The following is a 25,467-nucleotide window of genomic DNA, read 5'->3' as shown; positions in this document are numbered from 1 at the left end:
GTGCTAAGCGTCTAACTTTAAATAAAAATTGGAAAAACTGTGATTGTTTCAACGTTTGCTGCCATTTTGGCGATTTTATACATTCAACTTAGCTTTCGTGTCATTAAACTGCGTAAAGCAAAGCGTATCTCACTTGGCGATGGTGGTGATGCTATCCTACAAGCGGCTATTCGAACCCATGCAAATTTTATTGAATATGTGCCATTTTCGCTGATTCTGCTATTTTTATTAGAGTACCAAGGTCTTCCAAGCCATTTTTGCTATATTTTAGGGGCAATGCTGGTTGCTGGCCGTTTTTGTCATAGTTATGCACTCGCTGATAATCTGATGAAATTACGTGTATTAGGGATGATGCTAACTTTCTTAACAATTTTAATCAGTGCAGTGATGTTATTAGTTACACAGGTATTCTAATATGCAGAAGATTGTTTTTACTTTACTACTTTTGGTATTTTCGGTTTCAGGCGTTGCTGAAGTAAAAACAATCAATGGCAAAAAAGAAGCCGCTATCCCACCATCTACACTCAATATTATTTATCCTAAAACCATGCCAAGCCTCATCGAGGAAAACTATTACCCATTGCTCGTACTTAAAACGGCATTAAAAAGAAGTGGTTACAAATACACACTTACACCGGCAGCAGAAGTGTTAGGGCAAAATCGTGTTTTAAAAGAAATTGAAAAAGGCACCATTGATGTTACCTGGACCATGACAGATAAAGAACGAGAAGAGCGTTTATTACCAATACGCGTGCCGCTTTTCAAAGGCTTGTTTGGTTGGCGTATGATGTTTATCAATGAGCAAAATCTAGCGCATTTGAGTCAACTTAAAACCTTAGGCGATTTAAAACACATTTACTTTTTACAAGGTCAGGATTGGCCAGATACCAAAATATTGCGTGATAACGGCTTAGTTGTGTCTACCTCGTTAGACTTAGAGTTTTTGTTTGTGATGCTTGAAAGAGGACGTGGCGATTTATTTCCTCGTTCTATACTCGAAATCAAAGACGAATATGCAGTATTCAAAAACCAAATGCCGCTGGCGGTACTGCCTCAGCTAATGCTTAAGTATAAAAGCCCAATCTATTTTTTCTTTAATAAGAACAACCCAGAAATAGCAAAAGCAGTAAATAAGGGCTTAAAAATCATGCGTGAGACGGGGGAGTTTGATGAGCTTTTTTATCAGTACAATGGCGAAATAATTAAAAACGCCCACCTACACGACAAAATTGTTATAGAATTGCGCAATTATGATTTACCAAGGTTAACCCCAGTCAACGACAAATCGCTGTGGTTATCATTTGATAAGGTGCCATGAGCTCTAAAATTTTTATAATCGGTTTACCACGAACCGGCACAACCAGTATCTGTAACAGCTTTTTACAACTCGGATATAAAACCGCCCATACAGCCTATACCCAACAAGCAATTACAACTGCGGATGTTATTGCCGATACCCCGGTATTTAGTGAATACGCCTTACTTGATAAGCACTTTGCAAATAGCCGCTTTATCAACCTTGAGCGCGATTTACCTAAGTGGCTACCATCGATTAGGCAATTATTAGTACGAATGCATACTAATTTAATGCGTCCAGATGGTGGCTTTAATAGCCATTTAAAGCGCTGTTATCTAGATGTGTTTGGCCAGTATAGCTTGGAAGAGATAGAATCTGATGAATATCTAACTGCGTGTTATAACCGTCACCAACAGCAAGTGAAAGATTATTTTAAAGGCCGTGTACAGCAGTTATTAACACTGGATGTAGCCGACCCAAACAGCCCGCAATTACTTCAACAGTTTTTAAACACTCATCAGCCAATTAACTTTAAACAGCTCAATATGGGAGGTAAGGTCACAGCGTGGAATGATATAAAGCATCCAGATAAAGTGTCATCGACGCGAAGTGGTAAAATTGATAAATCTCTTGGTTATAATCACACGTAAAATACGGTAAAATCGCCGCCATTATAAGTTAAGTTGTTCCTTATCATGTTTGAATTGAAATACCACACACCATTTGAATGGACAGAAGGTGTCTTAGCTGACTTCGATACCTTTTTACAAGATCATGCTGCAGCAGAGAAAAAAGCCTCTGGTATGGCTATGTCTATGCTTTCTCATTACCCAGACCGTCGTAAGCTTGTTAGAGCCATGACAGACCTAGCACTGGAAGAAATGATCCACTTTAAGCAAGTTTTAAAGCTATTAATGGAACGTGATGTATCACTTGGTAATGACCAAAAAGATCCTTACATCAAACAAATTCGTGCGGTATTTAGAAATGGCCGTGATGAATTTTTAATGGACCGCTTATTAGTGGCAGGCGTTATTGAAGCACGCGGACACGAGCGTTTCTCGCTTGTCGCAGAAGCCTTACCAGCGGGTAAAGAAAAAGAGTTTTATGTAGCGATTGCAAAATCAGAAGAAAAACATAAAAACTTATTCGTTGAACTTGCCTACGAGTATTTTGATAAGCAAGAGGTTGATGCACGCCTCGAAGAAATCCTTATCGCAGAAGCCGAAATTTGTAAAAATATTCCGTTTACAGCAGCGCTTCACTAGCTGTAGTGCTTGTGTATTAGGCCTTTTGGCTTAATACACAAATTAAAGGTTCCGCTCTAAAGCAGTAAATTAGGGACTAAAAACAATAATTAAGTATCTTGAGAATAGTTTCGACAATCCTAATTGATTAAATAAACAGCATACATTCATCTTTCTCTCCTATAGTTAATTTAGTACCTAACTGTGAGGAATAGAGCATGAAATGGATGATGACTCTCACGACGTTGTCGTTAATAGGGATTGTAATTACCGGTAATTCAATTTACACCGAAGTGAAACTTTTCCGCTCCAACGATAAACCTACCGAAATAACCGCCAGTATGTATCGCTCGCTTATTTGGCATAGTGATATTTATAAAGATGATCAGTTTTTAAATACCGCACAAAGCTACTTTAGCGATGGCAAAATTGATACCCGTGAGTACAGTAAACTAACAAGTTTAGCGAGTAAAATTGCTGGCCCAATTATCTATATTCAAGAGACTGATGAGCAATTGTGGCATGCAAGGCTTACCTACAAAAAGTATCTTGAAGAGCAAACAGTCGAACGACTGGCAAGTTTACATTGATAAAAACTGCATGATCAGCGTGTTAAGCTCAACAATGGTGGGCTTACCGCTGAGATAATTGGTATCTAGATGATAAGTATTGCCTAGCCAATAGGGCTGATTGGTTGTGTTATGGCCATGCACCGAGAAATCGATACTTGGGTTTATTAAAGGCTTTTTCGCTTTGGTTAAGCTTCTGTCCCAAAGTAAAGCGCCAGTCGCTTGTTGTATTTCTTGTGGTGGGTTTTGCCAATCCCAATCAGCACGGGTGGTATGCGATAAACCAATTTTTAATCTGCCGTATTCAACATAGTAAGAAAGCGGGCAGTTAAGTAGTTGCTTACAGGCAAAGGCGAGCTCTTCATCGGTTGCTTCTAGATGCCAGCGACCGCCATTCTCAACCCATAAACGGTAGTAACCTTTATCATTTGCAAGTAATGACTCAAGCAACATATGCTCGTGGTTACCAAGGCACATATGTACACCCAGCTCTTTAAAACGTGTTAGTAACGCAATGCTGTGCTCACCCCGATCAATCACATCACCCAATGAAAACAAGATATCTTCGCTGGGGTTGAAATTAACAGAGCAGAGCGCTTGTTCAAATTTAGTTAAATCTGCATCTAAATCGCCAATAACAAAAACACGTTTGCTTTGTTCAAGTTGCATCTTAACTTGAATTGGGTTTTGTGAGGCAAGTGGGCTTTTAACTAAATTCAAAATACATTCCTTTAAGCAGCTAATAATTTAAGACTAACATAACTCTTTGCTATTTGAGCACTGGGTGGTTATTATCTAGCCTCACTTTTTAGGAGTTACCGCCAACATGAACAACTAAACCTGTTATCCAATTTCATATTTATCTTTTTGGACCAACAGGGTTAGTAGGCGTTGCTCACTATCACTTTTTTATGTTACATCTCGTGTGATCACACGCTTATGCCCCTGTATTACAGGAGGCACTATGCCACAACTTCAAGCTTTTAATTTATGTTATCAACATGGCAATGGCGATGTTGTATTTAACGACCTTTCATTTTCACTCACAGCTAAAGTCACCGCGTTAGTCGGCAGGAACGGCTGCGGTAAATCAATATTAGCGTCAATACTTGCTAAGCAAAAAGAGCCTAGCTCTGGTACGGTTGTTTGTCATTCAACCCTCGGTTTTTACAGGCAAATGAACGATGTAAATCAGGCTGATAACCAAACAATTGCAGAGACTATAGGGCTAGAGCCAGTGTTTAAAGCCCTTGATGCAATAAACCTAGGGCAAGTTACAGAACAAAACTTAATGTCGGTTGAGGGTAATTGGGACTTAGCAGAGCGCTTTAACGCAGAACTTTTAAGGCTTGGGATTAAGAATAAAACCCAAAACTCATTAAGTAAACATTTAAGTGTCGGCCAGCTCTGCCTATTAAAGCTTTGGGCACTATTTACCTGCATAAAGCCCGATATTTTAATACTGGATGAGCCATCAAACCATCTAGATGCAAAAGGTAAAAGCTGGCTTATAAAGCAAATACACAACTTTAAAGGCCAATTATTACTTATAAGTCACGACCAAGAATTATTAGAACATGCCCATGAAGTTTGGGAGCTAACAACCCTGGGTTTAACACAATATGGTACGTGTTTTTCTGAGTACCAGACTCAAAAGCAGCAGCAAGTTGCTGCCCTTGAAAATAAATTAAACCACGTTGTTAAACAGCGAAGTAAGCTCAAGGCAGCAGAGCAACTACAAAAGCAAAAAGTAGAAAAACGAGCAGGCCAGGGCGCAGCCCTCAGAAAATCAGGCAGCCAGCCCAAAGTGCTTATGGATGCTAAAAAAGATAAAGCCAGCGCTAATTTATCATCACAAAGTAAAAACGCCGCTAAGCGAGAGGGTATGCTCACTCGTAATAAACAAGAGCTTTCTAGCCAGCTTGAACATGTTAAAGCGCAGCAATTTTATTTAGCGCAGTCAGATGATGCTAAGCATCAAAAGGTACTCAGTCTGGAGGATGTGGTATTAGCACACGGAACACAAAAGCCGTTTAATTTTCAGGTATTCAGTGATGATAAAATTCATTTAGCGGGCGCAAATGGTACTGGTAAATCAACCTTACTTAAAACTCTGACATACGACATACCAGTAATAGCAGGGCAGTTACATTGCAATCAAGCACTCTATTATTTAGACCAACATTTTACATTAATACACAACGAGCTAACTCTGCTTGAAAACGTGATGACTTACTGTAAAAACCTAGATGAAAGCACCGTACGTACTCTACTTGCCAGTATTGGCTTTAGAAAAGACGCTGTTTTTAAATATGCCGCACTTTTGAGTGGTGGCGAGAAAATGAAGCTCGCCATGTGTATCGTCAGTAATATTGAAAGCACCGCATTTTTGTTACTCGATGAGCCCGATAACCATCTCGACCTTGAATCAAAACAGCTCTTGGCTCATTCATTACAGGGTTTTAAAAGCGGGTTTATACTCGTAAGCCATGATAAATACTTTGTAGAAAGTGTCGGCTGTAATAGGCAAATTGTATTATAAAATAGCCATTTATAATTAAGCGTGCTAGGGTGGTTGTAGGTACATTACAAGGAATGACAATGAATTTTACAGCCGCTTACCGCATTTTTACTGCTTTATTCATGCTGATAGTAACCATAGGTTTAAGCATGACGCTCAATGATTTTACCTCGGTGATCTACGTGTTCGTGCCGTTATTACTAATGCTAGGTAGCTCATTTATCCCATTTTTTAAACAGCGAAAACTGCGTTTAATACTTTTTTCAGCTCCAATCATTATTTTTTACTGCTTTGGCTTTTACCCTTGGCTTACAAATTACCAAGAAGTCGCCGTTTCATCATCCACCTCAACACTCGATTTTATCATCATCCCAGTTTGGGCTACCCTATATGGAGCGGGTTTTGTGGTATTGCATGAAATAGCGCTGGGGGTTTCTAAGGCGTTTAATTGGGGGAAGTGAATTCAACTAATTAGAAAGATATTTACTAGTTTTGTTAACTTACTCTGAGTTTTGATGAAAGTTATCAAACTGATACATCAACCAACGTAAGGTGTTGGGTTTTGATGAAACGGGTTTAATGGAAGAGTATAGGGGCGTATAAAAGGTTGAAAAACTAATAGCTATGAATTAGCTTGTAGAAAAATAAGGAAGTTACAATGCAAGACTATGCCACTCAAATCCATGATCTTTTTGAAGATGACTCTTTTCCTCCAATTGTTGCTTTCTCTGGAAAATGGGGAATTGGTAAAACGTTTTATGTTCAAAATCACCTTACAACAGAATTAGTTACAAAACACGACAAGAAAGTACACTACTTATCATTAATGGGGATTACATCGATAGAAGATTTTAAAGATCTTTTAGTATCCAAAGTTTATCTAGAAGAAAAACATGATAATACTGCAACAACAAAACTATTTGATCTATTTAGCTCTGTTGAAAAACACATAGGAGGTAATAACACTATTAGCAGTGTTATAAAAGGTTCAACTGGTGCAGTAAAACACTACATGTTGAAAAACATTGATGATGAAATTTTTATAATTGATGACATTGAGCGCCTTGAAGATAAGAGCCTAAAAAAAGCAATCTTGGGTGAATGCTTAAATCTTTCAGAGAAAAGTGAAGATAAGAAAAATAAGTTTTTGTTTGTAACTGATTTAGACACCTTGAAAATCGAACAAACATATACAGAAAAAATCTTTTCGGAAGTGATTTCTTTTAATCCGACACCAGAAGATCTTTTCGAAATATTGCAAGAAAGCTTGTACCATTTAAAAGATAAACGAGCTGAAATCATTCATCAAATTGATTCCAAGAATTTAACAAATTTAAGAGTATTAAGTCGACTGTTTAAACGTTCAGAAGCATTGTTCTCCGAATTTAGTTCAGATTATGAATTAGATTTAGACGTTATAAAAAACAACATAATAGAAGATAGTTTTAAAGTTGCTAAACTTTTCTATATTGACAACAAAACAACTACTGAAATATCTCAACCAGCAAACAAGCACGAATCTATCCAGCTAAAGGTTAGGCATTCGTTTTTACTTAATGAAGACTTTATTAATTATTTTACTGGTTCTTATGTAGACACTAAAAATATATTGGATCATGAAAACTTACCACTAAAAGGAAAACCATTAGATAAGTTGCTCTATCAGGAGCCTTATAGGCTCAGTGAAACCGATTTTAGTGAAGGTATTCGCGAACTTAAGACATATATTTTGAATGAGAAAGAAGTCCATCTTAAGAAATTTTTTGAATGTTGCTATTATCATGAATACCTAGTATCAAACGGTTACATTGAACAGGATAAAGACATCGAATATAACCAGATATCAAAAATAGCGGACCAAAAAAAGTTTCATAATTCTCCTAAGTTCCATAACTTAACTTTAAGCGATGAACGTTATAAAAACCTTTGCGAAGCTTATATTGGTAAGTTTAGGTATATAACAAATCAAGATGAACTGGATAAGCTATTTAGTTCAATGGAAAATTCATTTGCAAATTGTGAGTTATACGTTGGAAACTCTTACAAGTTAAGGCCTATATTGAACGAGTTTTCAGAAAAAGACTGGAGAACACTCTTTAATAATTGGACCTCTGAAGACATTGGTTGCTTCGGTTATTACTTATTTACGAGGTATGAAATAAATGAGTCTAAAAAAAGATTTGAGAAAGAAAAAGGTACAATCAGGTTTTTGAAAAACTTAATAGATGAGTTATTAGAAACTGAACCTACAGGCTTAAAGAAAGGTTTACTTCATTATCTAAATAAAGCTTTAGAGCATTCACAAGATGTCCTAAACAACTAGGCTTGCATTTTCAAGCCTTTTCATTTTAACCTAATAACACACCCGCAAAACACAACGCTGAAAACTACTTTACAGCGGAATGCCCCCCTCTAAATTGATTTACTTAACGCATGACAAAAACAGTGCATGCGCCATTTATTGAGTTATTAGCTCAGCTTATTGTGTCGGCCAAGTCTAAAAACGAGCAGATTGCTATATCACGCCGATGCCCGTTAAAAGATTTGCCAGCACTACGCAAAATACTCGTTAGCATGCCTGTTAAGTTAAAAATCTCAATTTAACCAAACATCATAATTAAAGTAATAAACCATAACAAAGCAGATAAGGGGGAGGGTATGGCAGTCGATGCAAACTAAATACCTAGCTAAAATTAAGCAAATAAACAGATAGTTTGAGTAGACTTTGATTTGGAAATTACATTAAGTTAAATTGACAGTTAACTATAAGGAAGAACAGAACACTAAGGATAGTTTTGAATAAATTCATAATTTATCTATTTTTATTGCCACTCGCTTTTATCTCAATTGGTGCTTCAGCAAACGCAGGACTACCTATGATTATGCTTGCAGTGCCTGTGTATTCGATCTCTTTGTTACCAATAATTGCTATTGAAGCAATATATCTTCGAAAGAGCCTAGATTTAACCAAAGTACTATCGGTAAAAACGGCATTTGTTTCAAACTTAGTATCTACAATTGTTGGGGTTCCTTTAACTTGGGTTATTCTTGTTTTAATACAAGTGCTGACGGGTGGTGGCGCAGCGTATGGCATAGATACATTTGTCGGCAAAATGTTAGCAGTAACGTGGCAAGCACCTTGGTTAATCCCTTATGAATCTGACTTACATTGGATGATTTTATTTGCTGGGTTATTCCTACTTATTCCTTTTTATTTTGTATCATGGTGGTCTGAATTTTTAGTTTCAAAGAAAATACTTGCAGATACAGGGCTTAGTAAAAATAACATTAAGATAAAAGTTAGGAATGCAAACCTAATCACATATAGTTTGTTGGCGTTTTGGCCAATTGGCTGGTACGTAGTTGGCTACGTATTAAAGTAACAGGCAATTCATGAAAGTCTAAAATTAATAAATCATTTTTACATTCAGAAATAGTAATTTCTTACAGAGCAGTTGAACACTCATTTTGATTAAGTCATTACCAATGATATTCAGCGTCTAGCTTACTTAAACCAAATCGTACCGTTATCCAATTTGAGTTTGTAGGGCATCTACGTGGCTTTCGTTATAACGAACAGTTTGTTGTAGAACAAGTCATAGTTAATGAACTCAAAGCCATAACGGTTACAGGCAATGAAAACAAAATTGCTTTTATATTTTTGTGAAGCCGTACAAGAAAGGCATTTAAAATCTAGGTTTGTAAAAAGTCACCGTTGTGGGCTTATTGGAATGAAGTAAGTTTTGTTGAAAATTTACAAAGTAAAAATGAGAACTGCATAGAAAGCTATAAATTCGTGAAAACCCAAATTAAGCAAAAAGGGGTTAAAAAACCTTAAAATCTAACGGCTAATGAACCTGCTTATAAAGATAAATAAGCTATTTAACATAATATAAATTATAGGAAGTAATGTATCTATATAGCTATACCTATTCTCTGTGCATGTTAAGTCCAATACTAGACGGTATCGGACATTAAGGTGGTGTTTTATCATATTATTCATTTTATTAGTGTATGTTTCTTGAGCTTAGTTATCTCATGACTTATATTAAAACTATCAACTTGAGATGTAACGATAAGATGTAAACGATATGGAATTTGTGAAGCCGTTAGAACCTATTTTGATAATCGATGATATGCAAGATATCCGCGACTATCTAAATCAAATTTTAACTGGTCTTGGTTTTGACGATATTTTAGAAAGTCGAGATTTTGAATCAGCTAAAACGGTTATTGAAGAAAAGTCACCTAATGTAATCTTTCTTGATATTGAACTACCTAACACTGACGGTACGGAAATTCTTGAATACTTAAATGACCACCATCCTCATACGCACGTTGTTATGTGCTCTGGCCATAATAGTCTTGAGAATGTGCAAAACACCTGGGAATTAGGTGCTAAAGGTTTTATCGCTAAACCATTCAACGCAAAAAAAGTCGACTCAGTTATGAAACGTCTAGAATTGATGGAAACCATAACAAATTAAGTAGTTTATGAATTCGACAATCCAACTCATTATCGATGACCTATCCACGGTTATTTTTGGTAAGCAGCAACAAATCAAACTTGCCTTAGCGTGCTTATTTAGCGAAGGTCACCTGTTAATTGAAGATTTACCAGGCATGGGAAAAACCACTTTATCTCATGCACTTGCCGCAGTTCTTGGGTTGTCGTATCAACGTATTCAATTCACTAGCGATTTATTACCTTCTGACATTCTTGGTACTAATATCTTTGATGCTAAAGAACATAGTTTTTCATTTCATCAAGGTCCTGTATTCAGCCAAGTTGTTTTAGGTGATGAAATTAACCGTGCAGGCCCGAAAACACAAAGTGCACTGTTAGAAGCAATGGAAGAAAAACAAGTGACGGTCGATTCGGTTAAACACGCCCTACCATCACCATTTTTTGTAATTGCTACGCAAAATCCTGTGCATCAATCTGGTACTTATCCGTTACCTGAGTCGCAATTAGACCGCTTTTTTATGCGTATTAGTTTAGGTTTTCCTGATAAACACGCTGAGAAAAACCTCATTTTAGGCTTAAACAACCGAAATTATGACGACTTACCTGTTCGCATTAATCCTGAGCAACTTGCTGTAATTCAAAAAGAAATTAACACTGTAACGATAAGTAATGCGGTGGTTGATTATATCCTTGAGCTCGTTGCGTTTACTCGCCAAGATAACCATTTTGTAAACCCATTATCCCCAAGAGCCAGTATTGCGCTTGCCCGCGCTGCAAAGTCATGGGCGTATATTGAAGGCCGTGATTTTGTAATGCCTGAAGATGTACAAGCGGTTTTTCCTAGTGTGACTGATCACAGACTTGGCTTAAACGCTGGTGACAGTGGCTATGCACTTAAACATGTGCCTGTAAGCTTGTAAAACATGTACAAGCGCCCTGCTTTTGTTAATCAATTTCGTCAATCCGTTTTTAATAAGTTATTAAAAAACAAGCATAAAACTAACGAAATTGAACTCAAACATAAAACCATTTATGTATTACCTTCAAAACTCGGTGGGCAGTTTTTACTAATTGCCTTGCTTAACTTTGTGATGGGGATTAACTATCAAAACAACCTGATTTTAGCGATGGCGTATTTAATGGTGGTCGTTTTGGTATTTGCGATACTCACTGGCTATAAAAATATGCGAGGTTTGTCGGTTAAATACCTATCAGTAAATGAAAGTTATGCGCCCAATGCCCCCATTGCGCGTTTTCAAATTCACGCACAATCACACTGTGAACTTATAAAACTGGTTAATCTTAACCTTGAATCTGAAACTGTGTCACTGCAAAGCAAAGAGAAAAAGACCGTTGAAATTGCACTTAAATGCAGTGAACGTGGTGTTTATGGCTTTGATAGAGTTAAAATTATTAGTCACTTTCCGTTTGGTTTGGTGTCTGTATGGAGTTATATAGAACCAACCGAAACGGTGTATGTTTACCCACAGCCTATCGCCTCAGAAAAGTTTGATACTCAGCTCCATGACAATGACGAACACGACGGCGTTAACGCACAAGTTAAAGCGGGTAATGATGACTTTCATCAACTTACCCCTTTTGTGCAAGGTACAGCGCTTAATAAAGTATCGTGGAAACACTACGCTAAAACTCAGCAACTATTAACGAAAGAATTTACCAGTGATGCATCACAGGAATTAGCGCTTAATTTCAATATGTTGAGTGGCAATAATGAGCACCGATTAAGCCAGTTATGTTTTTTGGTGAACCAATTAACCGACCAACACATGGCGTTTTCGTTAACCTTACCCAATAAACATATTGCAAAAGGCCAAGGGATCAACCACCAAAAAGCCTGCTTGCAGGCATTAGCGGAGTTTTAAGTATGAATACGCCGCTTATAAATAGCGTTTTATCACTGCTGTTTATTGTTATTAGTGGATTTTTGTTTACTGAAGTAGCGACCCCATTCTTAGCCATATTGGCAGGCCTGAGTTTTTTAAATCTGTTTTTAGGTAAGTTTTATAAAAAACTAAATGGACTGATTGCGAATATTTTAGCAGCAGTTTGCTTAGTTGCCTTATTTGTTTTGGTTGGTGTAAGCGATACGGTCAAGTTATTTGTCTCGATGATGCTACTTGCTAGCAGCTTTAAATTGCTACAAGCGAAAACCGTTAAACAGTATCAAACTGTGTGTTTACTGGTATTTTTTAACCTTTCAACGGTGTATTTGTTCCATCAAGGGTTGTTCGAAACCTTGGTTGTGAGTGTACTTTATATTGTTAACTTTGCAGTACTTGGCTACTTAACTAGCCCGCAAAGCTTTAAGGCCGCTAACAAACAAAGTTTTAAAACCATATTATTGGCCTTACCCATTGCCGCTTTTTTGATTTTATTTTTACCCAAGCTCCCCGCATTTTGGCAGCTACCGGGGCCAAAGCTTGCTAAAACCGGTTTATCAGAGCAAGTTAACCCCTTTTCTATTGCGAAATTAGCTGAGTCTGATGACTTGGTTTTTCGGGTAGAACAACAGCCAGGGCAAGCCCTACAACCCCCCTATTACTGGCGCAGCCTTATTCATGATGAGTTTAATGGTAGTGAATGGCTAATATCGGACATTTTGAAGTCGCAACAATTTAATCCCGTCCGCCGCTCTATGACTCATAATAATCGTATTGATTATCAGGTTATTGCAGAGCCTTCATCGTCAAACTGGTTGTTTGGGCTTGGCTTTGCACAAAGTGCTAATTCAGATGTGTTTAATACCTACAATGGTTTGTTAAAACGTAAAGGCAATTTAAACAAGAACATTAAATACGCGGTAACCAGTAGTGAGGCTACTCTGAGCCTTACTGACTTTGAAAAACGCATTTACACCCGCTTGCCGAAAACTACCAATCCACAAACAATGGCACTGGCAAACCAGCTGGCTGCTGAGTATGAAAATGCGCAAGGTTATTTTAACGCACTACTTGATTACTTTAATCAGCAGCAGTTTGCTTACACATTAACACCTACGCCAATGTATGGTGATAATACGCTAGACCAGTTTGTATTTGATACCAAACGTGGCTTTTGCGGCCACTATGCCAGCACCGCTGCGTTTATGTTTCGTGTTGCTGGTTACCCTGCCCGTGTTGTGTCGGGTTATTTAGGCGGTGAACAAACTAAAGCCGCTACGCTCAATATCTATCAATACGATGCCCATGCATGGGTTGAAGTGTTCTTCGATGAAAAGTGGCACATATTTGATGCTACCGCTGTAGTTGCCCCTGAGCGTTTAAATGGTTCGTTATCTCAACTGGGTGATTTAAATGAAAGCTTTAACGACAATCTTAACTTTGGTTTAAAACGTTGGAGTCATTTTAAAGCAATAAACTGGCTTCGAATTCACCTTGAAGAGCTCGATTATAAATGGACTAACTGGGTGCTTACGTTTGACCAAGCATCTCAGCAAAGTTTATTTGATTCACTGTTTGGTAATAGATCGGCATGGCTAACGCCATTAATAGTGTTAGGTACGTTATTACTAAGCTTTACTGGCTATTTCTTTTATAACAAACGCCCAGTTCGAAGTAGAGAGCCACTGGTAGATGACATCACTAAGCTCTATCAGTGGGCTAAAAAACAAGGTATTGAGCCTCTTGAAACCAACACACCACTGCAAAATATTGCACTTATCAAACAGAAAAAGCCTACGGCGGCAGTTTATTTAAGTGAATTTGAGCAAATAATCATCGAAGTACGTTATCAACAGCAATCATATACTCAAAATCGCAAAAACCAGGTGCGAGTTCTGTTAAACTCTCTCAAAACAGCCAAATAGAGAACAATATGAATGCAGTAATTGTCGGCGTTATGTTGATGCTGATCCTGACACTTTGTCGTATTAATGTCATTGTGGCGATGACCGTGAGCGCGATTGTTGCGGGTTTAACCGCAGGCCTTGGTTTATCACAAACCGTTAATGCATTTAATGATGGCTTATCGGGCGGTGCAGAAATAGCACTGAGCTATGCGATGTTAGGTGCGTTTGCGGTGGCTATTTCTAAGTCGGGCTTAACGCGTATATTAGCCTCTAAATTGCTTAAACAGGTTAACGACAACAGCCACCAAGGCGAAACAACCTTAAGTTATTTCATATTAAGTATCATTTTACTGTGTGCGATTTCGTCACAAAATTTGATACCCGTACATATTGCGTTTATCCCTATTCTTATTCCGCCCCTTCTTGTGGTGTTTAATAAGTTACGTCTCGATAGACGTGCCATTGCGTGTATCTTAACTTTTGGCTTAGCCACCTCATATATGGTGCTGCCTTATGGTTTTGGTGGCATTTACTTGTACTCAATCTTACATAAAAACCTCACTGAAAATGGTTTAGAGATTGTAAATACGCAGGTACCAATGGCGATGATCATTCCTGCTTTAGGCATGGTGTTTGGTCTATTGGTTGCTGTTTTTATCAGTTACAGAAAACGCCGTAGTTACGAGCCGCATAGCCTGACAGAGCAGCAACAAGACGTTGTCATTGAGCAACCAAAGAAAGTACTCGCAGTGGGAATTACTGCTGTGCTTTGCTCTTTAGTCGCACAAAATATTAGTGGCTCTATGATCCTTGGTGGTCTTGTTGGGGTGGCTATATTTACTTTATTTGGTGTTGTAAAACTTGAGCAAAATGGCGATGTATTTAGTAAAGGCATCGCTATGATGGCGATGATTGGCTTTATTATGATTTCGGCGCAAGGCTTTGCTTCAGTGATGAAAGCAACGGGAGATGTCGCTTCATTAGTTAGCTCTGCCGCAGGGTTGATTGAAGGAAACAAGCCCCTCGCCGCTGCGTTAATTTTACTCGTTGGGCTATTGATCACCATGGGCATTGGTAGCTCGTTTTCGACAGTGCCAATTATAGCCACCTTGTTTGTACCACTTTGTATGGAGCTTAACTTTTCGGTAATGGCTACAGCTGCACTGGTTGGCACTGCGGGTGCGTTAGGTGATGCAGGCTCCCCTGCCTCTGACTCAACACTTGGCCCAACATCTGGTCTAAATGCTGATGGTCAACACGACCATATTTGGGATTCTGTGGTACCTACATTCATCCATTTTAATGTTCCGCTACTTATTGCAGGCTGGATTGCAGCAATGGTGTTGTAAAGCAGAGTTACTTATTTAAAAGCCCCATTTGGGGCTTTTTTATTGGCTAAACAAAATACGTAATGCACGATTTAAATCATGAAAGCGAATGGGTTTTGTCAGTACTTTGTTCATACCTGCGTCGAGGCAAGTCGCTTTATCTTGATGTGAAGCATTCGCTGTTAAGGCCACAATTGGCAGACTCATTTGCAACTCATTGCGAATGTATTTGGTTGCGGTGATGCCGTCCATCACCGGCATCATCATATCCATCAGAACTAAATCAAAGTTTTGTTGTTGCACTTTATCAATGGCTTGTTGGCCATTATCTGCAAGGGTGACATGGTGATTGAGCTTTTCTAAAAATGCTTTAATTAATACTTGGTTAGTTTTGTTATCTTCGGTGACAAGAATAGACATGGGTTCAAGTGTTTGCTCATGCTCAATGGCTTGCTGATCATCGGCAACAACAGAATATGGAATATAAATGGTAAATTTAGTGCCAATATTGATAGCACTTGCCACTCTTATTTCGCCTTTCATTAAATCGACTAGACTTTTGGTAATGCTAAGTCCAAGCCCAATTCCCTCTACTTGTCGATTAACACCATAATCATGCTGTTTAAAAGCATCATAAATGGTCTCTATTTGCGATTGTGAAATCCCCTGCCCAGTATCAGCGACTTCAAATAATAAATGGGTATCATTAAAATCAGCTCTGAAATTGACCGTGCCTACTTTGGTAAATTTAAAGGCGTTATCTAAAATATTAAATAGGATTTGCCCAACCCGAACGCCATCAATGTTTATTTTATTTGGTAGTCCATCTTTTATTTCAGTTGAAAACATCACTTTAGAGCCCTGTGTTGTTTCTTGAAATTGAGCGGTGATGTTTTTAACGAGCGCATTTATATCTGTTGCTTTAACATCAAGCTCCATCGAGCCACTTTCAATTTTCGAAAAATCCAACACATCACTGATCAAATCCAGTAATAAGTCAGAGCTGGAGTTTGCATAATCTAGCCAGCGCGTTTGTTTATCGTTAAGTTCCGAGTCTGCTAATAGTTCGAGCATGCCGACTATCGCATTCATCGGCGTTCTAATTTCATGAGACATCACCGTTAAAAACTGTGACTTTGCAAGGTTTGCTTCTTCAGCTTTTTCTTTGGCTAATTGCAGTGCTTGCTCACGGTCTTTATTAACGGTGATATCTTTTGCGATACCTAAATAGCCACGAAAATTGCCACTTGCATCAAATTGTGGCTTGCCACTGAACGACACCCAAGCAGGCGGTGAACAATTTACTTCAAATTCGAAATCTAAAAACTCAGCTTGCTCAGCAAGTAAATGTTTAAAGTGAGACCACTTTTTTAATTGGTTTTGCTCTTGTTCAGTGATGATAGCATCGAAGTTTTTATGTAAAAAATGGCGTTTATACAAATTACTGTGGCTGGCTGTGGTTAATACATTAATAAACTGCTCTTCTTTGTTGGTGCGCCAAAACCATTCACTGGCAAAATCTCGGAACAACTCAGACAGCTCCCCAAGGCGGGTTAACAATGAGGTAGAATGAAACTTTTGGCGATTAAGCCGCGTTTGATTTGAGAGTTGTAAAGCAACTTGTTGCAACAAGATCATGATGCCTGTTTCTGATTTATCACTAAATTTCGCTTGCTCTGTGATATCAAAAAACACCATGCACTGGGTTGTGTGATCAGAAATTTCAATTCTAAAAATCAAGGCATTATGCAGTTCAGTATTATTACAAAAAAGCATGTTATCTTCAGAAAACAGCCAAGGTGAAGATGCTTGCTGTAACTTGGTTTTTAATAACGCTTCGTCAAACTCAAGATACTTAAGCGTGCGCATCTCAAGTGTCATTTTTAACTCTTCAATATTAATCAAACAAAATTCTTTAAATGAAAAATACGGTAACAGCACTTTTTCAAGTTGCGCTTTCAGTGCCCGGCTATCATTGATGCCGTGAAACTGCCTTAGCTCAAGTTGTAATTGTTCTAAGTTGAACTGTGCCATTGCCATTCCTAATTAATATTGCATCGCATAATGCAAATATAGAAAACAGATTTCAATTTAGCCATTAATTCTTGAAATTAAATTATTAAATTTCATTGTGTTATATAAATTCAAAGACTTGGTACGCGCTATGCTTTTTAGTCAGTAATAGAGTTCAATGAGGTATCAGTCATGAAAATAGTATGCATAGGCGGCGGGCATGGTTTATCCCATATGTTAAGCGCAATCAGACCTCACTGCGCAGAATTAACAGCGATTGTAGCCACGACAGACAACGGGGGCAGTACGGGTAAATTGCGCGAAAGCCAAGATGTGGTTGCACTAGGTGATATTAGGCGTTGTTGTTTGCAACTAGCCGACGATGATTCTTTGGTTCATCAAGTATTTCACCATCGTTTTGAAGGTGGTGAGCTCGATGGCCACAGCCTTGGCAACCTTGCCTTATTAAGTCTGACCCAACAAACCAACTCTGCAACTCAAGCAGTTGCTTGGTTTAATGCCATGCTAGGTAACTCAGAAACAATACTCCCTATGTCTGATGAACCAGCTGATTTATTAGCGGTAATGCCATCGGGTGTAAAAGTTTTTGGTGAATGTGAAATTGATTCACTAGATGTACTGCCTGACTATGTCACCCTCTCGCAAGATGTCAATGCGGCCCCTGGGGTGGTTCAAGCAATTCATAATGCAGACATGCTGATAATTGGTCCAGGTAGCTTAATAACCAGTGTGATGCCAGCCATGTTAGTTGAAGACATTGCAAAAGCGGTGCAAGAAACATCGGCGTGTCGCGTGTTTATTGAAAATATTGCTAAAGAAGCCAGCGTGATTAAATCGCTCGATATGAAACCGGTTGATTGGCTAGAAGGCATGCTCGGATACAGCTTTTGTGATTTAAGTATTTCACTGGATGCATTGAGTGAAATTGTCTCTCATTTTAATGATGTTGTTAAATCACCCAATCAACAGCACGACATTGAGCAATTAAGTAATGTGTTTGCTGAAATTTTAAAAATGCCATTAATTTTAGAAACTGAGCGACTAGTGAGTTCCGATCAAGCTTTGCGCATGGGTTAAGGTTTGCGCAAATTGGTCTTGCAGTAATGCAATAAGGCTTTGTAATTCATCATCGTATTGTGATGTTTTCGCTTTTTGCTCGATTTGCTCAGCAAGGCCGCCTACGGCTAATGCACCGTAGCTGCGACTACTGCTTTTTAGGCTATGGGCATTTATTTCGATTTCTGATTGTTTCGTTGCATCAGCAAGATCAGCAACGATTTGGCGGGACTCAGTGATATAAACCTGTAAAAGCTGTTTTGCTAGGTCGTCACCAACATCCTGTTGTAATTGAGCATAGGTCGCTGTATCTATCATGGTCTCACCTTGGAGTGAATATGAAATATAGTGTTATTTTATTTGTAGATTCAAGCTTAATTGGTGGCATCGAAAGCCATTTGATTGCCATGAGTAAGCTATTAGAACGATATAATATTATGAGCTCGGTACTATTTTATCAAGATCATAATAATCGTGAGTTTTATCATCGCTTAGAAAAAGCGAATATCACTTACGGTTTTGCTGGCGGAAATTTAAAAAGCTTGAACGAAATACTAAAAATGTTTCCTCGTTCAGCGTTACTACACACCCATGGGTACAAGGCAAGTATCATGGGGAAGTTGGTGTGTCGCTGGCAAAACCGCCCTTGTATTTCTACCTATCACGCAGGTGAAGCAGGTGTCGGCAAAGTGTATTTTTACAATAAGCTTGATAAGCTTCTGAGCTACTTCTCTTTAAACTTTGCCGTATCGAACTCGTTGACCAAAGAGCTTTACAATGCGGAGTTACTTGAAAACTTCATCGCAGTGAAAAAACCTACAAAACTAAGAACACTTCGTAGCAAACAGGAGATTAATATTGGCTTTGTGGGTCGTTTATCTCATGAAAAAGGGCCTGATATTTTCATTGAAGCGGCTAAACATTTTGCATCAACAAACTTGAATTTTCATATGTTTGGCGATGGGCCAATGGTGAATGAACTGGATTTATCAGCGGTCAATTATCATGGTCAATGTGAGCAACAACAAATATGGCAACAACTCGATGTATTGGTGATCTGCTCTCGCGCAGAAGGACTTCCAATGGTGGCATTAGAAGCAATGTCGCATGGGGTGTTAGTGATTGCTGCAGCGGTTGGGCAATTGCCGCATATTATCAATCATTTATCTAACGGATTAATGATGGGCGAAAGCTCGGCTCAGGCACTCCAAAAACAGCTTAAAAACGTTGAAATGCTGAGCACTGAGCAAAAACAATACATGCTTAACAATGCACAAAAATTAATTCAGCAACGCTTTTCAGGTGAACAACAATTTAAACAGCTAGATCGCGTTTATAACACTAGCTTACTTGCATCTCTTCCCAACTTTTGATTTTACGATAAATCGTGGAAGGGCTCACATCTAATAAAGCAGCTGCTTTAGGTATATTGTTATCACAGGCGTCAATTGCTTGTTCGATGTAGCGCTTTTCGACTATCCAAAGTGGTTCTATGTCTGCTTGAGAAAAACCAACTTGTGAAGACACATAGGATGTATTGTTAACACTCGTAGCGAGTTCATTGGTCGAAGATGTGACACTTTGCGTAACAGCTTCTGACTGATTAGACGCAGTAACAGGTGTAGCCGCATGGCTTTGGCTTTGTGCATTTGGCAATGCGGGGATCATATTTGCTTCAATAAACGCTTCATCGTGTAACACAAGGATATTACGAATCGTGTTTTCTAATTGGCGAACATTACCAGGCCAGCCATAACTCAAAAATAAGTTTCTTACTCCTTCAGACATGCCTTTATATGAACGTCCTTCTTCTTTACTTATTTTTTTGAATAATGCGTCCGCTATTTCAATAACATCTTTACCACGTTGTTTTAATGGCGGTAAAGCAATTGGAATAACATGTAAACGGTAATACAAGTCTTCACGGAAACGCCCTTCTTGCACTTCAAGTAAAGGGTCTCGATTAGTCGCACACACAAAGCGTACATCTACTTTGACTTCTTTTTCGCTTCCCACTTGTTGGTAACAACCAGTTTGAATAAAGCGCAGTAGCTTACTTTGTAAGTTGATGTCCATTTCACATAGTTCATCTAAAAACAAAGTCCCGCCATCAGCTTGGCCAGCAGCCCCTTCACGATTAGCAATAGCACCAGTAAACGCCCCTTTTAAGTGGCCGAATATTTCACTTTCGATTAAATCTTTTGGGATGGCTGCACAGTTAAGGGCTACAAACGGTTTGTTAGCGCGCGGTGACGCTAAATGTACCGCACGGGCGCACAGTTCTTTACCTGTTCCACTTTCACCAGTAATAAACACAGTGGCTTTACTCGCCGATGCTGACTTTATGATTTGGTAAACCGATTGCATTTCGGATGAACTGCCGATCAGGTCGTAATATTTACCGTTCTCGTAGGTTGTTTGATAGCTTTTAACTGTTTGTTTTAAATCTTTGAGCTTTAATGCGTTGTTTACTGTGATGCGAAAACGATCTGCTTCGATCGGTTTTTCTAAAAAGTCACTGGCACCTAGTTTAATCGCTTTAATGGCCATTTCTTTGGTTGCATGCCCTGTTAGAACAATCACTTGTGGTGCCGTATCTGGGTCTAAAGACGATAAAATATCAAGCCCATTCATATCAGGCAGCATAACATCTAAAATCACTAAGTCAGGTTCAAACTCGTTTAGTGCGCACATAGCTTGCTCACCATTGTAGGCAATGCGAGTTTCAACCCCTGTTGGGATCAAATATGATTGGTACATCAGCGCAAGCGATTCTGTATCTTCAACAATGAGTATTTTAGGTGGCATTACTGACTTCCTTTATTATCGTTTTATGCTGAGATAAAGTGATTATTTAACAGATCCTTACTAGTAGCTTAGTGTGTATTCAGTGGGTTTGTAAACTCAAACTTTAGTGTTTATTGATCACAATTAATGAGGCATCGTCTATTTCAGCCGATAGTTTTACTTGGCTTGCTTGCCAAAGAGCATAGGCAAACTCCTCACTGTGTAAGTTATCATGCGTTAATTTAGCAATGATTTGGTCAACATCGCTCATCTTCTGATTATCAAGCCAGCCATCGGTAAATAATAAAACCTGCGCAACATCACTTAAGTCATAGCGGTAATGCTGGTATTGATGGTCGTCAGAAAGACCTAACAAAGGATCTGTTCCGCTAAGTTGCAGCAGCTTGCCTTGTGTTGTTATCACGCAAGGGGCTGGGTGACCTGCGTTAAACCAATGAAGCGTGTTATTTTCGATAAAGCCAATTAATAATGTTACTAGGCTGTTTTTACAGAGCCGCTGTTCATAAAGTGCCAGATTCAGTGTCTTTAAAACATCGGTTAATGGAATTTGTGTCGCTAAACAGCCACTTAAAAATCCTTTTATAGCAAAACTTTCTTTGAGGGCTGTTATACCGTGTCCCATCATATCGCCGATAATAACGGGGGTTTGCTGCTGGTGGGGGTACATACAAAAATCCCCGCCATTTTGACTGATGATTGAGCCAAAATTATACGCATTAAACTCGCCTATTTTTTGTTTGGTTTGCATACGTTCTTCATTAATTAAATACTTTAGTGCTGAAAAACGATGCACAATGCGCTCAATGCTTTGCAGTAAGCGTGTTTTGCTAACTGGTTTTACTAAATAATCATCAACCCCCAATAGGTTTATGCGCTTTATTAGCTCTTCACTGTCATCACCTGTTAGCATCACCACAGATAAATTTGTTTTAAGATTAGATTGATTTAGCTTTTTTAGTATTGGCTCACTGGTACCATTTTTGAGTTTATGATCAAGTAGCAAAATTGTAGCGCCAGAGGTAAGAATTTCTTGCCAGCCTGACTCACTGTCTTCACAGCAAATCACCTGAAAATGTTCAGACAAATAGGCATTAAGCAAGGCAAGCTGGGCTTTATCATCGTCAATGTAGATGAGTGTGGGTCGTTTATCTATATTGGTTAAACAAAATGAAAATATGTTTTGCTGATCGACAGTATTATAGCTGGCATTAGGAAAGTAGTGCTTTATAAGCGCCACCCCCATGCCCCCTTCAACTAACTCGCCACTGTCTATTTGCCACTGATTAGGTTGTTGATTAAATAAGTCATAGCTTGACATGCTGTCTTTAAATTCAATTAATAGTTGTTGGTCTGCAAGTTTATGCATAGAAAACTGCACAAACCTAGCCGTTTCATCACTATGTCGTAACAGATTAGTGAGGTATTCGGTAGCGACTAACCCTGCTGCATCAATATCTTGATTTTTAACACTGATCGCCGTTAAAACATGCTTTAAAATATGGCGAATTTCGCTGACCGTAGGCCAATCTAAATTAAAAGTCTTTTGATATAAGCAGTCCATTCAGAGTCTCAGTGGGGTAAAAATAACCAACGCTGTTTAATAACTTTGTTTAATAGATACTCTGTTAGTTTAGGCCATTTTGGCTGAAATGCTTTAAGAGTTCTGACGATACGGCTACCTAAAGGTGCAAATTGATGCTGGGCAACAACTATTTTTATCTTAGTTACACCAGCATGTTCTAAATTCGCCATTCCATGACACAAGGCTTCTTCATCGTTATAGCCAAGCGATACCGTTAAAAATGTGAGATCCGTACATAGGCTTAAAGCATGCAGTGGCACATTACCGCGATTACATTTTAACGCCGGGCTCATATCTAAAAAAATATAGTCGTACTCTTGTTTTATCCGTTCAATGGCGTCATTCAGCACATTTTTACTTTTAACTGATTCAAGCTCTCTTAAGTGTTGCATAGTCAGTAAATCAACTTGCTCAGTATTAATGATATTAAGCTGACATGAGATATCACTAAAGCACCATGATTCAACTGTGTCTGGTTGTTCAAATTTAAACGGATTGAGCGGGTTTAAATCGATGATTAAAACTTTGGCCGCCTGCAAACTTAAACGTTTTGCAACACTGGCACATAGCGATGTAGAGCCTTCATTCCCCGTTAACGAGATAAAGCAGATACAACGCGCTTTAGTGTTATCTATCTCGTTACACACGGCTTCAAGTTCTTGGTATTGCGCTGGTATTAGTTTCATAAGCCCACCACTAAAGCAACGACAGTAATAAAATCTAAGAAGTTTGATTTAAACTGACTCATTAAATCTTGGCCTTTATCTGGCACATAAAGGGTATCGCCAGCGCGTAACACCGGGATATACGCAGAGTTAGGGTTCTTTACGAACTCTTCTAAATCAAACACACGAGACTGCTCTTTACAGCATGAGTGATTGACCACCACAATTTTGTCGATAAGTGCTGAGCTCGATGGACCGCCCGCTTCTGCAAGTACATCAAGTACCGTCATGGTGTCATCAAAGCTGTAACGACCTGGTTTTTCAACCGCCCCCATAATACGAACTACTTGCTCTTTCGGTGTACGTAGCCAGTCTTTATCTTTTTCTGGAATGTAGATGGTATCGCCCGGTAACACATGCGGGAATAAGGTTTCATCACCGGTTTCAAAATACAGTGCAAGGTTTAACTTGCTAACTCTTGCGGTGTTATCATTGCGATGTGTAATACGAATATTACGTAAATCAGCGTTATCTGTAGGGCCATCAGCGGCGGCTAAAATGTCGATAAAGTGCATATTCGTGTTAAATGCATAGCGACCTGGTGAGCCCACCTGCCCCATAATATAAATTGATTTACTTGATTCTTGACGGATCCATTGTGATTTATTGTCGGCAGGGTCAACCGGTAACTCTTCAACAATAATGGTGTCGCCAGCCAATAAATTAGGTAAAGCATATTTACCTGAATCATTAATCGTGTATTGCTCTAAATCAAAACGTTTCGTGATTTCGCCGTTTCTAACAATTTTAATGTCATTGATGTTTGCCCCTTTGGTTGGACCGCCAGCATGAGCCAGTAAATCTGTAAAGTCCATTTCAGGGCTCCACTCATAACGACCCGGCGATAAAATGGCGCCGATAATTTTAATGGCACGCTTAGGAGGAACTTTTAACCAGCTTTTTTCATTTTGATCGGTTTTTTCTGGTACAAAAATCACATCGCCTGGGTTTAGATTTGGTACTTTTACAGCAATGAGCCCTTCACTGTAGCCTTGCAGGTCAAACAGGATGCTTTCGCCGGCTGGCGTTAAGATTTTTATTTGACGCGTTTCGGCAAAGCGAGTTGGCCCACCTGCATTGGCAAGTATGTCTAAAAAGCTGGTGTTATCTGCTGCTTCATAAGCGCCAGGCTTTTGTACTTCACCCATGATATAGACAGTTCTTGATGTGGTATTTACATCATCAACCATAATTGGCACATAGATGGTTGAGCCTGCTTTAAGCTGTGGCATGGTATCGTTATTGGGTTTATCTAAATAGGCTTTTAAATCAAATACAACCGGTGTCTTATCGACAATAACGCGAATTTTCGTCACATCGGCATAGCGTGTTACCCCTTCGGCACGCATCAGAGCATCAAGTACACTCATGTTTTCTTTAAATGAAAAGCTGCCCGGATTGTGTACTTCGCCAAGCAATGTGATAGCACTGTTATCACTTGCGTCACCGGATGCACTTAACGTTTGTGCATCAAAGTCGATTTGCACGTTTCCTAATAATGGCGACACAGGGACAAATACCGTGTCTGCACTTTGAAGTGTAGGAAGCAAATCAATGTTGCCTGAGTCTAGGTAGGCTTTATAGTTAAACTCAATCATCTCGCCGGCACGGCGAATTTGTAAACGGTCAAGTTGAGCGCCTGGTTTTAATCCACCTGCTCGCGCAATTACCATTTGAATATTGCCATCTTTAGGGATGCTCACTTGCGATGGATCGTTCACATAGCCCATTACATTAATGAAAATATCACGAGAGTGAATTTCAACGTAAAAGTCATCCATCGCCACATACATTTCACTTAATGCTGTGCGTAGTTGGCTTTGCACATCATCAAGCTGTAAGCCTGCTACTTTAAAACGACCTAGCTCAGGTAATGTAATTGTGCCTTCTTTATCAACTTCAAACGGTTCGCTAAATTCAGCTTCACCTGGTAAATATAAGTAAAGTTTATTACCTACTTCTATTTCTTCGGCGAAAGTCGGTAAGGCGAAAATCAGTAAGCAAAGTAAGATTAACTGTTTCAT

Annotated in this window: 23 protein-coding genes; 16 read left to right on the top strand and 7 right to left on the bottom strand. The window is 38.8% G+C overall.

The genetic code is table 11. The annotated features are described in order from the left end of the window. Nucleotides 1-39: 39 nt before the first annotated feature. From C2M33_RS07485 to C2M33_RS07465, 5 genes are all read left to right on the top strand, one after another. The gene (locus C2M33_RS07485; protein WP_105174136.1) at nucleotides 40-414 is read left to right on the top strand and encodes an MAPEG family protein; all 375 of its coding nucleotides are present in this window, start codon (nucleotides 40-42) and stop codon (nucleotides 412-414) included. Nucleotide 415: 1 nt separating this feature from the next. Beyond that, nucleotides 416-1,318 (top strand): substrate-binding periplasmic protein, encoded by a 903-nt coding sequence (locus C2M33_RS07480; RefSeq protein WP_105174135.1) that lies wholly within the window; start codon nucleotides 416-418, stop codon nucleotides 1,316-1,318. Next, a complete protein-coding gene (locus C2M33_RS07475; protein ID WP_105174134.1) occupies nucleotides 1,315-1,947 on the top strand; it encodes a sulfotransferase in 633 nt (210 codons plus the stop codon). The genes C2M33_RS07480 and C2M33_RS07475 overlap by 4 nt, the downstream gene beginning before the upstream one ends. A gap of 45 nt (nucleotides 1,948-1,992) precedes the next feature. After that, nucleotides 1,993-2,565: a tRNA-(ms[2]io[6]A)-hydroxylase gene (locus tag C2M33_RS07470; RefSeq protein ID WP_063705153.1), complete on the top strand. Its 573-nt coding sequence runs from the start codon at nucleotides 1,993-1,995 to the stop codon at nucleotides 2,563-2,565. Between the two features lie 197 nt (nucleotides 2,566-2,762). Next, on the top strand, nucleotides 2,763-3,134 hold the full coding sequence (locus C2M33_RS07465) for a hypothetical protein (protein ID WP_063705156.1): 372 nt from the start codon (nucleotides 2,763-2,765) through the stop codon (nucleotides 3,132-3,134). Here C2M33_RS07465 and C2M33_RS07460 read toward each other — a convergent pair. Then, nucleotides 3,126-3,833 carry a metallophosphoesterase gene (locus tag C2M33_RS07460; RefSeq protein ID WP_105174133.1) on the bottom strand — a complete coding sequence of 236 codons (708 nt, stop codon included), beginning with the start codon at nucleotides 3,831-3,833 and terminating at the stop codon, nucleotides 3,126-3,128. The two genes, C2M33_RS07465 and C2M33_RS07460, sit on opposite strands and share 9 nt — an antisense overlap. A gap of 244 nt (nucleotides 3,834-4,077) precedes the next feature. Here C2M33_RS07460 and C2M33_RS07455 point away from each other — a divergent pair, with 244 nt between their 5' ends. The 9 genes from C2M33_RS07455 to C2M33_RS07415 all read left to right on the top strand — a co-directional run bounded on the left by C2M33_RS07455 (nucleotide 4,078) and on the right by C2M33_RS07415 (nucleotide 15,259). After that, the gene (locus tag C2M33_RS07455; protein ID WP_105174132.1) at nucleotides 4,078-5,655 is read left to right on the top strand and encodes an ATP-binding cassette domain-containing protein; all 1,578 of its coding nucleotides are present in this window, start codon (nucleotides 4,078-4,080) and stop codon (nucleotides 5,653-5,655) included. 59 nt (nucleotides 5,656-5,714) lie between these two features. Next, on the top strand, nucleotides 5,715-6,095 hold the full coding sequence (locus C2M33_RS07450; protein WP_105174131.1) for a hypothetical protein: 381 nt from the start codon (nucleotides 5,715-5,717) through the stop codon (nucleotides 6,093-6,095). A gap of 197 nt (nucleotides 6,096-6,292) precedes the next feature. After that, complete coding sequence (locus tag C2M33_RS07445; protein WP_105174130.1) at nucleotides 6,293-7,957, top strand: hypothetical protein; 1,665 nt, start codon at nucleotides 6,293-6,295, stop codon at nucleotides 7,955-7,957. A 472-nt stretch (nucleotides 7,958-8,429) separates the two neighbouring features. Beyond that, on the top strand, nucleotides 8,430-9,017 hold the full coding sequence (locus tag C2M33_RS07440; RefSeq protein ID WP_199776353.1) for a hypothetical protein: 588 nt from the start codon (nucleotides 8,430-8,432) through the stop codon (nucleotides 9,015-9,017). A 708-nt stretch (nucleotides 9,018-9,725) separates the two neighbouring features. Then, the gene (locus C2M33_RS07435) at nucleotides 9,726-10,121 is read left to right on the top strand and encodes a response regulator (protein ID WP_063705259.1); all 396 of its coding nucleotides are present in this window, start codon (nucleotides 9,726-9,728) and stop codon (nucleotides 10,119-10,121) included. Nucleotides 10,122-10,128: 7 nt separating this feature from the next. Continuing rightward, entirely contained in the window at nucleotides 10,129-11,022 is an 894-nt protein-coding gene (locus C2M33_RS07430; RefSeq protein ID WP_063705261.1) for an AAA family ATPase, read from the top strand. A gap of 3 nt (nucleotides 11,023-11,025) precedes the next feature. Then, nucleotides 11,026-11,985: a DUF58 domain-containing protein gene (locus C2M33_RS07425; RefSeq protein WP_063705263.1), complete on the top strand. Its 960-nt coding sequence runs from the start codon at nucleotides 11,026-11,028 to the stop codon at nucleotides 11,983-11,985. 2 nt (nucleotides 11,986-11,987) lie between these two features. Continuing rightward, nucleotides 11,988-13,928, top strand: a complete 1,941-nt coding sequence (locus C2M33_RS07420; RefSeq protein ID WP_105174129.1) for a transglutaminase family protein — start codon at nucleotides 11,988-11,990, stop codon at nucleotides 13,926-13,928. Nucleotides 13,929-13,936: 8 nt separating this feature from the next. Then, entirely contained in the window at nucleotides 13,937-15,259 is a 1,323-nt protein-coding gene (locus C2M33_RS07415; RefSeq protein ID WP_105174128.1) for a Na+/H+ antiporter family protein, read from the top strand. Nucleotides 15,260-15,298: 39 nt separating this feature from the next. Here C2M33_RS07415 and C2M33_RS07410 read toward each other — a convergent pair whose 3' ends face one another. Then, nucleotides 15,299-17,272 (bottom strand): response regulator, encoded by a 1,974-nt coding sequence (locus C2M33_RS07410; protein ID WP_158685572.1) that lies wholly within the window; start codon nucleotides 17,270-17,272, stop codon nucleotides 15,299-15,301. Nucleotides 17,273-17,443: 171 nt separating this feature from the next. On the opposite strand from C2M33_RS07410, the gene C2M33_RS07405 reads away from it, so the two are divergent. After that, nucleotides 17,444-18,349 (top strand): gluconeogenesis factor YvcK family protein, encoded by a 906-nt coding sequence (locus C2M33_RS07405; RefSeq protein WP_105174126.1) that lies wholly within the window; start codon nucleotides 17,444-17,446, stop codon nucleotides 18,347-18,349. Here C2M33_RS07405 and C2M33_RS07400 read toward each other — a convergent pair. Next, entirely contained in the window at nucleotides 18,314-18,646 is a 333-nt protein-coding gene (locus tag C2M33_RS07400) for an Hpt domain-containing protein (protein ID WP_063705273.1), read from the bottom strand. The genes C2M33_RS07405 and C2M33_RS07400 overlap by 36 nt on opposite strands. Before the next feature lie 20 nt (nucleotides 18,647-18,666). Between C2M33_RS07400 and C2M33_RS07395 the strand changes: the two genes are divergently transcribed. Then, nucleotides 18,667-19,701 (top strand): glycosyltransferase family 4 protein, encoded by a 1,035-nt coding sequence (locus tag C2M33_RS07395; protein ID WP_105174125.1) that lies wholly within the window; start codon nucleotides 18,667-18,669, stop codon nucleotides 19,699-19,701. Here C2M33_RS07395 and C2M33_RS07390 read toward each other — a convergent pair. The 4 genes from C2M33_RS07390 to C2M33_RS07375 all read right to left on the bottom strand — a co-directional run bounded on the left by C2M33_RS07390 (nucleotide 19,670) and on the right by C2M33_RS07375 (nucleotide 25,467). Beyond that, nucleotides 19,670-21,136 (bottom strand): sigma-54-dependent transcriptional regulator, encoded by a 1,467-nt coding sequence (locus tag C2M33_RS07390; RefSeq protein ID WP_105174124.1) that lies wholly within the window; start codon nucleotides 21,134-21,136, stop codon nucleotides 19,670-19,672. The two genes, C2M33_RS07395 and C2M33_RS07390, sit on opposite strands and share 32 nt — an antisense overlap. Before the next feature lie 103 nt (nucleotides 21,137-21,239). After that, the gene (locus C2M33_RS07385; protein ID WP_105174123.1) at nucleotides 21,240-22,697 is read right to left on the bottom strand and encodes a SpoIIE family protein phosphatase; all 1,458 of its coding nucleotides are present in this window, start codon (nucleotides 22,695-22,697) and stop codon (nucleotides 21,240-21,242) included. 8 nt (nucleotides 22,698-22,705) lie between these two features. Further along, nucleotides 22,706-23,404 carry an AAA family ATPase gene (locus C2M33_RS07380; RefSeq protein ID WP_105174122.1) on the bottom strand — a complete coding sequence of 233 codons (699 nt, stop codon included), beginning with the start codon at nucleotides 23,402-23,404 and terminating at the stop codon, nucleotides 22,706-22,708. After that, nucleotides 23,401-25,467: an SLBB domain-containing protein gene (locus C2M33_RS07375; RefSeq protein ID WP_063705283.1), complete on the bottom strand. Its 2,067-nt coding sequence runs from the start codon at nucleotides 25,465-25,467 to the stop codon at nucleotides 23,401-23,403. The genes C2M33_RS07380 and C2M33_RS07375 overlap by 4 nt, the downstream gene beginning before the upstream one ends.

The sequence above is a fragment of the Pseudoalteromonas sp. T1lg122 genome (genome assembly GCF_002964825.1).
In the GTDB taxonomy this organism is placed as follows: Bacteria; Pseudomonadota; Gammaproteobacteria; order Enterobacterales; family Alteromonadaceae; genus Pseudoalteromonas; species Pseudoalteromonas gelatinilytica.
The sequence above is the reverse complement of the archived record's forward strand: the minus strand, read 5'-3'. Positions and strand labels throughout refer to the sequence as shown.